The sequence below is a fragment of the Neisseria sp. HMSC065C04 genome (assembly GCF_001815375.1).
Lineage (GTDB): Bacteria > Pseudomonadota > Gammaproteobacteria > Burkholderiales > Neisseriaceae > Neisseria > Neisseria flavescens_D.
Genome location: NZ_KV820422.1, coordinates 179,988 through 193,477 on the forward strand (window position 1 = coordinate 179,988; position 13,490 = coordinate 193,477).

Sequence of the window (13,490 nt, forward strand, 5' to 3'; positions counted from 1 at the left end):
TTTTTAAATCAGGCCGTCTGAAATTTCAGACGGCCTGTCCGTTGGAATTCTATTGATGAACATTACTCAAATTCTTTCCCAAGAACTTTCGGCTACGGCCGCGCAAATCAATGCCGCCATTAAGCTTTTGGACAACGGCGCGACCGTACCCTTTATCGCGCGTTACCGTAAAGAAGCCACGGGTGGGCTGGACGATACGCAGTTGCGTCAGCTTGCCGAGCGGCTGCAATACCTGCGCGAGTTGGAAGATCGCAAAGCCGTTGTTTTAAAAAGCATTGAAGAGCAAGGTAAGCTTTCAGACGACCTCAAAGCGCAAATCGAAGCTGCCGACAACAAAACCGCGCTGGAAGACCTGTATCTGCCCTACAAACCCAAACGCCGCACCAAAGCGCAAATCGCGCGTGAACACGGTTTGCAGCCGCTGGCGGACGTGTTGCTTGCCGAGCAGCCGCAGGACGTGGAAGCCGCCGCGCAAGGCTACTTGAACAAAAACGTTCCAGATACCAAAGCCGCGCTGGACGGCGCGCGTGCGATTCTGATGGAGCAGTTTGCCGAAGATGCGGAACTCATCGGCACACTGCGCGACAAGCTGTGGAACGAAGCCGAAATCCATGCGCAAGTCGTTGAAGGCAAAGAAACCGAAGGCGAAAAATTCAGCGATTATTTCGACCATCGCGAACCTATTCGTACTATGCCCAGCCACCGCGCGCTGGCGGTTTTGCGCGGCCGCAACGAAGGCGTGTTGAACATTGCGCTCAAATACCAGCCCGACGACACGCCGATTACCCAGCAAAGCGAATACGAACAAATCATCGCCCGCCGCTTCAAGGTTTCAGACGGCCACAAATGGCTGGGCGATACCGTGCGCCTGACTTGGCGTGCAAAAATCTTTTTGTCGCTGGAACTTGAGATATTTTCCAAACTAAAAGAATTAGCAGATGTAAATGCCATTACTGTTTTTTCTAAAAATTTAAAAGATTTATTACTTACCGCACCTGCGGGGAGAGTATCTATTTTGGGGTTAGATCCAGGGTTTAGAACAGGAGTCAAAGCTGCATTAATTGATGAAACAGGTAAGCTCATAGACACATTTATTTTCTATTTATTTAATGATAAAAAATCTATTCGACAGTTAGTCACTTTTATTAGAAAGTATAAAGTTCAAGTGATTGCTATCGGTAATGGAACAGCTAGTCGTGAAACTAATATGTTAGTTGGAGCAGTTATCACACGTTTGACAACAAGAAATATAAGAAACATAGCAATAGATAAAAATATGCAGTTATCTGATATCGAATGGGCTGTTGGAGAAGACTATATTAACTATCCAATTCACAAAATCATCGTTTCCGAAGCCGGAGCATCGATTTATTCCGCGTCCGAACTGGCGGCGCGTGAATTCCCCGACTTGGACGTTTCCCTGCGAGGCGCGGTGTCCATTGCCCGCAGGCTGCAAGACCCGCTCGCCGAGTTGGTTAAAATCGATCCCAAATCCATCGGCGTGGGTCAGTATCAGCATGATGTCAACCAAAGCCAGCTTGCCAAATCGCTTGACGCAGTGGTCGAAGACTGCGTGAACGCCGTCGGCGTGGACGTGAACACCGCCTCCGCCCCGCTCTTGGCGCGGATTTCCGGCTTAAATCAAACCCTTGCCCAAAACATCGTCGCCTACCGCAATGAAAACGGCGCGTTCGACAGCCGCAAAAAATTGCTGAAAGTACCGCGTTTGGGCGAAAAAACCTTCGAGCAGGCGGCGGGCTTTTTGCGGATTAACGGCGGCAAAGAGCCGCTGGACGCGAGCGCCGTCCACCCCGAAGCCTATCCCATCGTCGCCAAAATGCTGGCGCAACAAGGCATTAGCGCCGCCGAACTCATCGGCAACCGCGAGCGTGTGAAGCAAATCAAAGCGTCCGACTTCATCGACGAACGCTTCGGACTGCCGACCATTCTGGACATCCTGTCTGAGTTGGAAAAACCCGGCCGTGACCCGCGTGGTGAATTTAAAACTGCTAGATTTAATGAAAGAGTACATGAAATCAGCGACTTGCAAGTCGGCATGATACTCGAAGGCGTGGTTTCCAACGTCGCCAACTTCGGCGCGTTCGTGGATATCGGCGTCCATCAAGACGGTTTGGTGCACATCTCCGCCTTATCCAATAAATTCGTCCAAGACCCACGCGAAGTCGTGAAAGCCGGCGATGTGGTGAAAGTGAAAGTGCTGGAAGTCGATGCCGCCAGAAAACGCATTGCGTTAACCATGCGTTTGGATGACGAACCGGGCAGTGCCGTCAAAGGCAACAGACCGTCTGAAACCCGACATCAAGAACGCCGCGACCGCAAACCCCAACGCAATGACGGCGCACCGACTAATTCGGCGATGGCGGATGCGTTTGTAAAGTTGAAGCGTTAAGGTAGAAAACCAACTTGAAGGCCGTCTGAAAAATGATGTTCAGACGGCCTTTATCGTATGGGGCGAATGAGATAATTGGTGGAATGGATATAGTGCTGCGCCCGTTGAATGTTACCGATACATTTTGTAGTAGGTACATACAAATAAGCGTATAGTTCCAAATATCACAAACCCATCATCACAACCTTAGGAGTTCAAACCATGAAACCTGTTTTGTTTGCCGCGCTGATTTCCTGTTTCTCCGTTGCTGCGTATGCGGCCTGTACCGACAGCCAGCAGCAGTGCGTGATTTATAAAAACGGCAACGTCGCGACAGAAGGTGGCTGTACGGTCAGCAAGTGCCAAAGTGCCGATGCGCAAGTGTTGAAATGGAAGTTGAAAAACGGCAAAGGCGTGACCGTTGAAATCGGTAAAAACGGTAAGGTTTTGGTGAACAAGAAACCGGGTGCGAAAGCGAACAACAGCAATGCGTCAGGCATGGGTTTGACATGCTATGCCGCTGATGCGGACAAACGCGAACAGTTTTGCTCAACCAATTATTGATTGGATTGTTGCTTTGATTAAGGGCCGTCTGAAAAGTGTTTCAGACGGCCTTGATGTTTATCCTTCCGATATTTTTTCATTGAGAAAGTCGATAAAGCTGCGCACTTTCGCACTGAGAAATGCCCGGTCGACATAAGTGGCATTCAGTTGATCTGTCCAGATGGTGTAATCGGGCAGGAGTTGGACCAATGTGCCGTCCTTCAATTCCTGCTGAACCGCCCAAAGGGGCTGATAGCCTATGCCTGCGCCTGCTTTAATCAGCTCGCGTATCATCAGCGTGTTGTCGCTGCGGATAACGGGGGAGAGGTGGAGAATGGCTTTTTCTCCGGTGTGGCGGTGGGTAATTTCCCAGTTTTGTTGACTGGTATAGGAAGGCAAGATGGCTTGGTGCTGCATGACGGCTTCGGGCGTATCGGGTGTGCCGTGTTGGGCGAGATAGTCGGGGGCGGCAAGCAGGACGAACTCGATTTTGGCCAGCGGTTTGACGATCAGCGAAGGAGAGGGGGTTTTGGAAACGCGCAAGGCGAGGTCGAAGCCTTCGGCGATGAGGTCGATATGGCGGTTGTCGAGGACGAGGTCGAGTGTAACTTTGGGATAACGCTGGCGGTATTCGGCCAACCATGCGCTCATATTGCCGCCTGCAAACCACAAGGGCATGGTAACGCGCAACATACCTTGCGGCGTGTCGGCGCCGCCTGCCGCTTTTTGGGCAGCGGTGTCCAAGGTATCCAGCGCGTAGCTGCATTGGCGGTAGTATTCTTTGCCTGCTTCGGTTAGGTGGAGGTTGCGGCTGTTGCGGTGTAAGAGCTTGGCTTGAATGGTATTTTCCAGATGGCTGACGTGTTTGCTGGCCATGGCGGTGGAGATATCGAGCTGATCGGCAGCACGGGTAAAACTACCGCTTTGAACAACTTGGCGGAAAACTTTTAGGCTGAATAGGGTATCCATGATTTCTTATTAGGAAACGTTGTATCAATAATTCGAGTATATATCTCTTACTGGGAATTATCTATACTGCACTTATTGAAATTGCTCCATACCTCTTTCAGGTAGCCATTAAAATAAGGATTATTAAGATGTCAGCCCTCAAATCATTCCAACCCGTTGTATTGTCTGTCTTGCGCATTGTTACAGCGTATTTGTTTTTGCTGCATGGTACGGCCAAGTTTTTCAGTTTTCCGATGTCTATGGGCGGTGCGCCCGAAGGCTTGATGCTGGTGGCCGGTATTTTGGAAATTGTCGGCGGTATCTTATTGATATTGGGTCTGTTCACCCGTCCGGCCGCGTTTGTTTTGTCCGGTCAGATGGCAGCCGCCTACTTTATGGCGCACGCGTCTTCTGGTAATGTTTTGTTCCCATTGGCCAACCATGGCGAATCTGCCGTTTTGTTCTGCTTCGTGTTTTTGTATCTGGCAGTAGCCGGTGGCGGGGCGTGGGCTTTGGATAACGTTTTTGGTAAAGATAAAGATTAATTTAAGGAAAAGATCATGACTTATTCTGTTTTGCAACAAGCTGCTGAAACCCGTCGTTCTATCTATGCATTGAACAACACCCTGCCTCTGTCCAATGAGGAAGTAACCAAAATCATCGAACACGCCGTTTTGCATACGCCGTCTTCTTTTAATTCGCAATCTGCCCGAGTGGTTGTATTGTTTGGCGAAGAACATGCCAAAGTGTGGCATTTTGTTGAAGAAGCGTTGCGTGCGGTTGTTCCTGCCGAGCAGTTTGAAGCCACCGCACAAAAACTGAACTTGTTTAAAGCAGGCGCGGCAACAGTTTTGTTCTTTGAAGATCAAGATGTTGTCAAAGGCTTGCAAGAGCAGTTCCCATCTTATGCGGCCAACTTCCCGATCTGGGCGGATCAGGCAAATGCCATGGTTCAATATGCCGTGTGGACAACATTGGCGGCTGCCGGTATCGGCGCCAATCTGCAACACTACAATCCGCTGCCTGATGCGGCCATTTCCAAAGAATGGAACCTGCCGGAAAGCTGGTTGTTGCGTGCGCAAATGGTGATTGGCGGTATCGCGGCTTCAGCCGGTGAAAAGCCTTCCAACCAATCGAAGGCCGTCTGAAAGTATTTGGCGCATAAATGAAATGATGTTTTAAACAAAGGGCGTAATGTTTGCGCCCTTTTTGAAATAGCAAAATAAAAGGCCGTCTGAAAACAGTTTCAGACGGCCTTTTATCTATGCTATGAAATCAACCGCGGCGCCAAGTCGTACCGCCGGCGTTGTCTTCCAGAATGATTTTGTGTTCGTTCAGAAGGTCGCGGATGCGGTCGGACTCTGCCCAGTTTTTATCCGCGCGCGCCTGTTTGCGTCGGGCGATTAAGTCTTCGATTTCTTCGTTGGAGAGGCCGTCTGAAACAGCACCGCCTTGCAGAAACTCAATCGGATCACGTTGCAACAGGCCGATGATGCCGCCCAAGGCTTTCAGGCAGCCGGCGAGGTGTGCGTCGTTGGTTTTGTTCACTTCGCCTGCCAGCTCAAACAACACGGCAATGGCTTCGACCGTACCGAAATCGTCGTTCATGGCGGCGTAGAAGCGGCGAGTGTAGTCGTTGGCGTTTTCAGATAAATCAAACTCAGCCGCTGGTGTGTTTTTCAAGGTGGTGTACAGACGGGTCAGTGCGCCTTTTGCGTCGTCCAGATGCGCGTCGGAGTAGTTCAGCGGGCTGCGGTAGTGGGCGCGCAGGATGAAGAAGCGCACGACTTCGGGGTCGTATTGTTTCAACACTTCGCGGATGGTGAAAAAGTTGCCCAGCGATTTGGACATTTTTTCGCCGTCCACGCGGATGAAGCCGTTGTGCAGCCAGTATTTGACGTGGCTGGCAATACTTTGCCCGTGGTGGGTTTGCGCGTGGTCATGGCCGCAGGTATGCCCTGTCGCGCCGACACTTTGGGCGATTTCGTTTTCGTGGTGCGGGAATTGCAAATCCGCGCCGCCGCCGTGGATGTCGAAAGTATCGCCGAACAGGTTTTCACTCATGGCAGAGCATTCAATATGCCAACCCGGACGGCCATTGCCCCACGGGCTTTCCCATGCCGGCTCACCTGCTTTGGCTGCTTTCCACAACACAAAATCAAGCGGATCACGTTTGAAACCATCCACTTCCACACGCTCGCCTGCGCGCAGGTCGTCCAACGATTTACCTGATAATTGTCCGTAAGCGGCAAACTCGCGCACGGCATAGTAAACGTCGCCGTTAGCGGCAGGATATGCCTTGCCGTTTTGAATCAGGGTTTCAATCATGGCAATCATTTGCAGAATGTTTTCCGTCGCCTTCGGCTCGATGTCGGGACGCAACACACCCAAAGCATCGGCATCTTCGTGCATAGCCTGAATGAAACGCGCAGTCAGATCGCCGATGGTTTCGCCGTTTTCAGCCGCACGGGCGATGATTTTGTCGTCGATGTCGGTAATATTGCGCACATAAGTGAGCGGATAACCGCACTCGCGCAACCAACGGGCAATCATGTCAAACACAACCATCACACGGGCATGGCCTAAGTGACAGTAGTCGTAAACGGTCATACCGCAAACGTACATACGTACGTTTTTAGGGTCGATGGGGGTGAAGGGTTCTTTTTGACGGGTAAGGGTGTTGTAGATGGTGGTCATGGTGTTTGGTATTGGATAAAAAAGTTATGCATTAGGGCATTAGAAGTATGCTTTATTGAAATGGGAAAAACAGATAATTTATTGTTTCTTTGTTGGTAATGTGATTTTTTCAGTCGGCACATTATGCTTTTGTGCATATTCGCACGCAATAGCATGTGATTTTTTTTTCAATGATAATGGTAGTTTAGATTCTGTTAGCGTAGAGTTACCTCTGAGTAAAGGTTGCTCATATTGCGTAGCTAATCCTCCTAAAGAGGTTAGCTGTGGTTGTTGGCAATCTTTGATAATCATATGGGAAGATAAAGAATGGATTTTTCCTCCCTTATTAAAATGCGTAATAACTATTCCACTTAAATAAACAACTGTTTTATTGTTTGGTAGAGTGAGTACGGATTTTTCTAGGCTTTCCGAGAGTAAATATGCAGGTAGATTGTCATGTGTATCAATCAGTATCCAGTTTTTGGGCGTTACAAAAGTATCGCCGTTGGCTTGATATGAATTTGTTTGTGAGATAGTTGAGCAAGCAGCTAATAAAGTTATCGGAATAAAAATAGAAATTTTGTTTAACATAGTTTTCCTTTGTTAAATGGCTTGGGCTGTTATACCTCATTAAGTAATCTTTTTGTATCTTACGATACGGTTGATATGTTTTCAGACGGCCTTTCTATCCAACAGGCCGTCTGAAAACATTTATTCTGCTTTAAACACGCTCATATCCGTTTTAGGTTGCTGCTCGACAATTTCGGCTTTTGCGGCTGCCTGCTCCGCTTCGGCTTTCTCCGCTTCGATGCGTTTTTTCTCGGTCAGGTATTGGTTGATTTGGTGTACCAATTCCTGCGTGCCTTGGTGGGTCAGGGCACTGATTTGGAAGAGGCGCGGGGTTTCCATGTCGAATTGGAAGCGGTCGTCTGGTTTGGGGTAATCCCAGCCGATGGCTTCGAGGAAGGCGGCGGTACGCGCTTGGGCTTCTTCTTCGTCGAGCATGTCGAGTTTGTTCAGCACCAGCCAGCGCGGTTTGTCGTAGAGTTCTTCGTCGTATTTGCGCAGTTCGTTGATAATAGCGAGGGCTTCTTCGGCGGGATTGACGGTTTCGTCGAAGGGGGCCAAATCAACAACGTGCAGCAGCAGGCCGGTGCGCGATAGGTGTTTGAGGAAGCGGTGGCCGAGGCCTGCGCCTTCTGCCGCGCCTTCAATCAGGCCGGGGATGTCTGCCATGACGAAGCTGTGGTTTTCGTCGATGCGCACGACGCCTAAGTTCGGATGCAGGGTGGTGAAGGGGTAGTTGGCGATTTTGGGACGTGCGGCGGATACGGCGGTAATCAGGGTGGATTTTCCGGCGTTGGGCATGCCTAACAAGCCGACATCGGCGAGGACTTTAAGCTCAAGTTGCAGGGAACGGGTTTCGCCTTCTTCGCCGGGCGTGGATTGTTTGGGCGCGCGGTTGACGGATGATTTGAAGTGGATATTGCCCAAGCCGCCTTTGCCGCCTTTGGCGAGGCAGACGCGCTGGCCGTGGTGAGTGAGGTCGGCGACGATTTCGTCAGTGTCGAGGTCGCGGATGAGGGTGCCGACGGGCATTTTGAGGACAATGTCGTCCGCCCCTGCGCCGTAGCGGTCGGAGCCGTGGCCTTTTTCGCCGTTTTTGGCTTGGTAGCGTTTGACGAAGCGGTATTCGACGAGGGTGTTGGTGTTTTCGTCGGCCTCTGCCCAGACGCTACCGCCTTTGCCGCCGTCGCCGCCGTCAGGGCCGCCGCGGGGTACGAATTTTTCGCGGCGGAAACTGGTTGCGCCATTACCGCCTTTGCCTGCGGCGACTTCGATTTTTGCTTCGTCGATAAATTTCATGGTGTTCTCTTATGGGTATTCGATTGTTTCAGACGGCCTTTGTTAATAGAGGAGCTTGGTGTCTGAACGGATAAAATGTTGCTTATTATAAAGGATATTTCGGTTTTAGGCCGTCTGAAATATGGTTTCAGACGGCCTTGGATTTATTGGGCGAGGGCTTGGTCAATTTCTTGATAGAGTTGGGTGAAATTGGGTTCGCCAACGTAGGTTTTGAGGATGTTACCGTTTTTGTCGATCAGGACGGAAGTCGGGTAAACCTGTGTGCCAAAGGCTTTTGCAGCAGTTTTGTCGGCATCGTACATGACGGTGAAAGGAAGCCCGTATTCTTTGACGTACTGATGGACGCTTTCGATAGGGTCGATGGGCTGGGCAATGCCGAGGACTTGGAAGTTTTTGCCTTGATAGTCTTGGGCAGTTTTGATGATTTTAGGCATTTCGCTCACGCAGCCGGGGCAGGAGGGAAACCAGAAGTTGATGAGGGTAACTTTGTCTTTCAAATCGGCATTGGTAATGGTTTTGCCTTGCAGGTCGGGCAGTGCGAAATCAGGGGCGGCTTTGTTGCTGGGAATAAGGACGAAGGCAAGAAGCGCGCCAATCGTGGCAACGACAAGGAGTGTGAGTATTTTTTTCATGATGTAAGGTTTTGAATGGCGTGAGCTAAGGTTTGGGGAACGCTGATGCTGCGGCCGCTTTCGCTGCTGACGGGCATAAGGGTCACTTCGGCTTCGATGGCGGCTTTGCCGTTGGGCAGGGTCGCGGTTTGGCTGAGGATGATGTGGCGTGTGCCGATGTCTTTCAGACGGCCTGTAAAGGTTAAAACATCGCCTTCGAGCGACGGGCGGCGATAGCGGATATCAACGCGTGCAACAACGAGCATGATGCCTTTGAGTTCGGACAGAAGGTCATGCTCTTGAAAAAACGTCCAGCGCGCTTCTTCAAGAAATTCGAGATAGCGCGCATTGTTGACGTGGCCGTAGCCGTCGAGATGGTAGTTGCGGACGGTCAGTTTCATCAGTTGAGATTGATGGGTTGGAACTCTTCGCGTGCGATTGGTTCGTGTTCGAGGTCGGTAATCACGGTGGAGAGTTGGATGTCGAACCATTCGTTGAAAATGTCGGCGTCCAAATCAGGCCATTCGCTTTCGTCTTCGCACCAGTCAGCCAATTCGGCAGCAAAAATATCTTCGAAACGCGCTTCGATTTCGTCCCATACTTCGTCGGCAGTTTCGCACGGGCGAACAAGATAGGAATTGGCATCGGCTTGGATATCTTCAAGCGTCAGGCCGTCCAAGTGATTGCCGGGCAGGGATTTCAACCAGTTCCAAAAAGGATCGAGGGGGATAAGCAGGAAGACGCTGCGGTTGACTTCGTACATGGTGTTTTCCTTGGTTTCTGTATAGTTGAATGATATAGCAAAGGTGGTGGACTGGCTATCTTTTGGGGGATAAAGGCCGTCTGAAAAAATACGATATAAGGTATAGCCAGATAGGGTTTGTTTCCTAAATCTGTTGTGTAAACAACACGGTTATTTTCTGCATCTATATTGGTATGAGGAGAAGATATCAAGTTTTGAATATAACTTTGATACTTTCGGAGGGTGTGTTGGTTTGGTTGATTATATGTGCGACTAGCGAATAGTTTTTATGAGTCAGAGGCTGAAGCAACATCGAAAGGTGATGATAAATATTGGGTTAAATGAATATTTATTGAAATAAGATTTATATGTAATAATGACGGAGAGGAAATATCCTATTATAATCCATCCCTTATCTTTTTCGAGAAAACTCTACTATGAAGCCTATTACAACAGGGGTAATCATCTTTATTGGAAGTGCCATCAGCGCAATCCTATTATACTTTTTTGGCCAAAATCTTGGCATTACGTCGACTATTGCAAAAATTGTGGTCTGGGCATGTGTATCAATTGTGATCTCATTGATACTCCTTACTCCTTTGATTACGAGATTTTTTTGGGCTAGGAGCTCCGATAAATACTCCGGTTTGAAACATTTAAATCCTGAAGATTTAAGTGGGGATAATGGAGAGTCTTCAACTCTGATTGGTATAGCGGAACGTTGGGAGCAGCTACGCCATATTTATTTATTGACTAGACAATATAAAAAACATCGTAAGCCTTGGATTTTCGTTGTAACCCAAGAACCAATGCTCTTGGATAGAGTTTTGCCTAATATTCGCCCGCAACTTTGGGTAGAAACGGCTTCTGCGATTTGGATAGATGCTCAGGCAATGGAACCCGCGAATGGTTGGCAGTATCTGAGGGGTGTGGGAAAACGTCCTGCAGAAGGTATTGTTGAGCTTCAAGGGGAGTTTTCAGTTCAGGAAAATACCGCTCAACTGCTTGAGTTAATGAAAAAACTTGGCTGGAAACTTCCAATTAATCAAGTTCATTTTGTAAATGATGGCAATGAAATGCCATCAGCAGTCAGCCATGCTTTGAAATATGGTTCAACAGTATCTTCAGCAGAGTTGATGAAAGAGTTGGATCAATTTGCTAATCGGTTGGCAGCTGTGGGTACACGATTGATTGAAGCAGATTTAGAACAAACACCCATTGCGAAATTGTCCGCCAAACTGCCGTCACAAACTCAGGCTTTGGCTGATTATATTGCTGCAGAAAAGCGGGGACTGGGAAAACTGGATACTGTTGCAGGTATTTCTTTTATCCAATCAAATCAACCTGAACAATCAGGAGATTTGATTTTCCGTGCATTCAACGATTTATCTGTTTTGGGTTCAGGAAAGAAACTGCGTTTTTCTAAAACGGAAAAAATTTATTTGGGCTTAAGTGCAGTTGCCTTGCTTGTCGGTGGTGCGTTTGCAGTCAGTGCATATAGCAGCTATCAAGAAATCAGCCGTTTGAAGACCGATTTTGAAAGCGTACAGAAAGTAAAATCTCGTGCAGAGAAAGTAGCTACACTTATTCGATTGCAACAAGATATTACAGATTTGGAGTCTCGTCGAAGCTTCTCACAATATGCAGTTAAGTTTTTGGGGTATGAGCATCGACAAGAGCTCTTGGCTGTTGCTTACCGTAAATATAATAATTTGGCAAAAGATGTTATCAGCCGTCCTGCTACTGCATTCTTTGAGAACAAGTTAGATGAATTGGTAATGTTGGAAGGCAGGATTCCTGATGACTTTGAACTTCAGGATAGTGCTTATCAAGATTTGAAAGCATATTTGATGCTGACGTCTCATGTTGAGAAAACAAAAGGCACAAAAGATGCAGAATTCTTAGTAACCAAGTTGACGCAGATGTTGACGACGCAAAATGTGGCGGCGAAAGATGCGCAAACATTGGCACAATTTTTTGTGTCGCGTATGTCACAAAAAAATAATTTGGCAGAGCCTGAACAAACTGAATTGGTATCAAGAAGCCGTCAGGTCTTAGTGGACTGGATAAATCGCGACCAAGGCAGTGAGCAATTGTATAAACGCATTATTCAGGGTACGAATGCCAAGTTGCAAACCATTACCTTAGACAAATTGCTTAATAAGGATTTGAAAGGTATTTGGACTGTTGGAAAACCTTTGCCACGTATATATACGGTTGAGGGTTGGGAAAAATATATTAAGCCGGGACTAGAACAGGCAATTAAAGACAGTAAGAGCAATGATTGGGTATTGGGCGGTAACGTGTACCAAGCCTCGGTAACAGAAGCGGCAATCAATAGCCTGAAAGAACGTTACTTTAAGGAATATGCTACTGCTTGGTATAACATGATGAACAGCATTACATGGCAACCGAGAACAACCAGCTTGGATGCAGTCAATCAGCTTCATGTCTATGCGGATCCTCAACGTTCGCCATTGGTGGCATTATTTAATGCAGTGAAAGAAAGCAGTCAGCTGGATAGCAAGAAAGTTGATGTCAATCCTGCTGTTGCAGATGCAGCTAAACGTGTAGCCGCAAGACAACTGTCTACTCGTTCGCGTAAGGTTGCAGATGCGGTATTGAATTCTCAATCTGAAAATATTAATGCTTTGGAAGATAAGGTAAATGATTATCTGGCAGGGCCGTTAGAAGCGGAATTTGAAACTCTGTTGCAATTGATTGATGCACAAATTAATCCAAAGAGTGATTTGAGTTTGCAGCGTTACCTTGAACGTGTAACTACTGTGAAGCAGCGTTTGATTCAAATGACGGCATCTTCTGATACCGGAGGTGCGGCAAGAACGGCCGTGCAAGGTGTTTTAAACGGTGGTGATAATGAGTTCCTCGACGGCATACAGTACGCACGTTTGATTGAGGCTGGTGTGGGTGACAGATTGTTGCCGTTTGCACGAAATGTTTTTGTATTGCCGTTTAATTCCGTATGGGATTCAATTGCTGGGGTTGCTCAAAAAGACATCAATAATTTGTGGGCAAGCAATTTTGTCAATCCTATGCAGTCTGAACTGGGTGGTCGATATCCATTTGCTCGATCAGAAATCGAAGTTTCGATTCCGGTATTGGCAAAATATTTGGATGTTAACAAAGGTGCACTTAATCAGTTTGTCACAACCCAATTGGCAGGTGTTTTAACCAAACAAGGTAACCAATGGATTGTTGCTCCCGGAAGTGAATTGAAAGTTAATCCGGGATTGCTGCAACAATTGAATAAATTGAGTGCTATTTCTGAAGATTTCTTTGTTAACGGAGAGGGTGGTTATAGCTTTGAGCTGAAGCCGACATCTACTCAAGGTATTGTTCAGTATGATTTAATTATCGACGGCCAGTCTTTAGATTATTTCAACCAACAAACAGAGTGGAAGACATTCAAATGGCCTGGAGATGTCAGCAATGCCGGTCTTCGTATTTCTTGGGAAACTGAGGCAGAAGGTATGCGTAAGACTCAAGAAATTAGTGGTCGCTTCGGTTTTATCCGTATGCTTGAAAAATCTAGGGTTACACCGATTGACAGTGGCACTTATTTAGTCGAATTCCCATTGGAAAAAGACAAATTGATGAGGTTCTATATGAGAACTAATTCCGGTAAAGGACCTTTGGGATTGTTGGAACTGAAGAATATCCATCTGCCGAATAAGATTTTTGAGGTTAAATAATC

The 13,490-nt window shown here is 47.7% G+C and carries 11 protein-coding genes and 1 pseudogene; 5 read left to right on the plus strand and 7 right to left on the minus strand.

Annotation, left to right across the window (positions count from 1 at the left end):
* The first annotated feature begins 55 nt into the window (after positions 1-55).
* Positions 56-2,410, plus strand: a complete 2,355-nt coding sequence (locus tag HMPREF3022_RS09765) for a Tex family protein (RefSeq protein WP_070765552.1) — start codon at positions 56-58, stop codon at positions 2,408-2,410.
* A 201-nt stretch (positions 2,411-2,611) separates the two neighbouring features.
* Positions 2,612-2,953, plus strand: a complete 342-nt coding sequence (locus HMPREF3022_RS09770; protein WP_003683849.1) for a hypothetical protein — start codon at positions 2,612-2,614, stop codon at positions 2,951-2,953.
* Between the two features lie 57 nt (positions 2,954-3,010).
* Here the strand turns inward: HMPREF3022_RS09770 and HMPREF3022_RS09775 are convergent, their stop codons facing one another.
* Positions 3,011-3,901: a LysR family transcriptional regulator gene (locus HMPREF3022_RS09775; protein ID WP_070765553.1), complete on the minus strand. Its 891-nt coding sequence runs from the start codon at positions 3,899-3,901 to the stop codon at positions 3,011-3,013.
* A 128-nt stretch (positions 3,902-4,029) separates the two neighbouring features.
* On the opposite strand from HMPREF3022_RS09775, the gene HMPREF3022_RS09780 reads away from it, so the two are divergent.
* Together HMPREF3022_RS09780 and HMPREF3022_RS09785 are read left to right on the plus strand one after the other, a co-directional pair.
* Positions 4,030-4,425 (plus strand): DoxX family protein, encoded by a 396-nt coding sequence (locus HMPREF3022_RS09780; RefSeq protein ID WP_003683872.1) that lies wholly within the window; start codon positions 4,030-4,032, stop codon positions 4,423-4,425.
* 15 nt (positions 4,426-4,440) lie between these two features.
* Positions 4,441-5,045 (plus strand): annotated as a pseudogene (locus HMPREF3022_RS09785) (nitroreductase family protein).
* A gap of 110 nt (positions 5,046-5,155) precedes the next feature.
* Here the strand turns inward: HMPREF3022_RS09785 and cysS are convergent.
* From cysS to HMPREF3022_RS09815, 6 genes are all read right to left on the minus strand, one after another.
* Positions 5,156-6,577 carry a cysteine--tRNA ligase gene (gene cysS, locus HMPREF3022_RS09790; RefSeq protein WP_049323606.1) on the minus strand — a complete coding sequence of 474 codons (1,422 nt, stop codon included), beginning with the start codon at positions 6,575-6,577 and terminating at the stop codon, positions 5,156-5,158.
* Positions 6,578-6,655: 78 nt separating this feature from the next.
* Entirely contained in the window at positions 6,656-7,147 is a 492-nt protein-coding gene (locus tag HMPREF3022_RS09795) for a hypothetical protein (RefSeq protein WP_049323604.1), read from the minus strand.
* A gap of 120 nt (positions 7,148-7,267) precedes the next feature.
* Positions 7,268-8,422: a GTPase ObgE gene (obgE, locus tag HMPREF3022_RS09800; RefSeq protein ID WP_049323600.1), complete on the minus strand. Its 1,155-nt coding sequence runs from the start codon at positions 8,420-8,422 to the stop codon at positions 7,268-7,270.
* Positions 8,423-8,565: 143 nt separating this feature from the next.
* Positions 8,566-9,054, minus strand: a complete 489-nt coding sequence (locus HMPREF3022_RS09805) for a peroxiredoxin family protein (protein WP_004519060.1) — start codon at positions 9,052-9,054, stop codon at positions 8,566-8,568.
* Positions 9,051-9,434 carry an acyl-CoA thioesterase gene (locus HMPREF3022_RS09810; RefSeq protein WP_003748005.1) on the minus strand — a complete coding sequence of 128 codons (384 nt, stop codon included), beginning with the start codon at positions 9,432-9,434 and terminating at the stop codon, positions 9,051-9,053. Before HMPREF3022_RS09810 ends, HMPREF3022_RS09805 begins: the two co-directional genes overlap by 4 nt.
* Complete coding sequence (locus HMPREF3022_RS09815; RefSeq protein ID WP_003681812.1) at positions 9,434-9,796, minus strand: hypothetical protein; 363 nt, start codon at positions 9,794-9,796, stop codon at positions 9,434-9,436. Before HMPREF3022_RS09815 ends, HMPREF3022_RS09810 begins: the two co-directional genes overlap by 1 nt.
* A 416-nt stretch (positions 9,797-10,212) precedes the next feature.
* Between HMPREF3022_RS09815 and HMPREF3022_RS09820 the strand changes: the two genes are divergently transcribed.
* Positions 10,213-13,488 carry an ImcF-related family protein gene (locus HMPREF3022_RS09820; RefSeq protein ID WP_049332889.1) on the plus strand — a complete coding sequence of 1,092 codons (3,276 nt, stop codon included), beginning with the start codon at positions 10,213-10,215 and terminating at the stop codon, positions 13,486-13,488.
* The last annotated feature ends 2 nt before the right edge of the window (positions 13,489-13,490 follow it).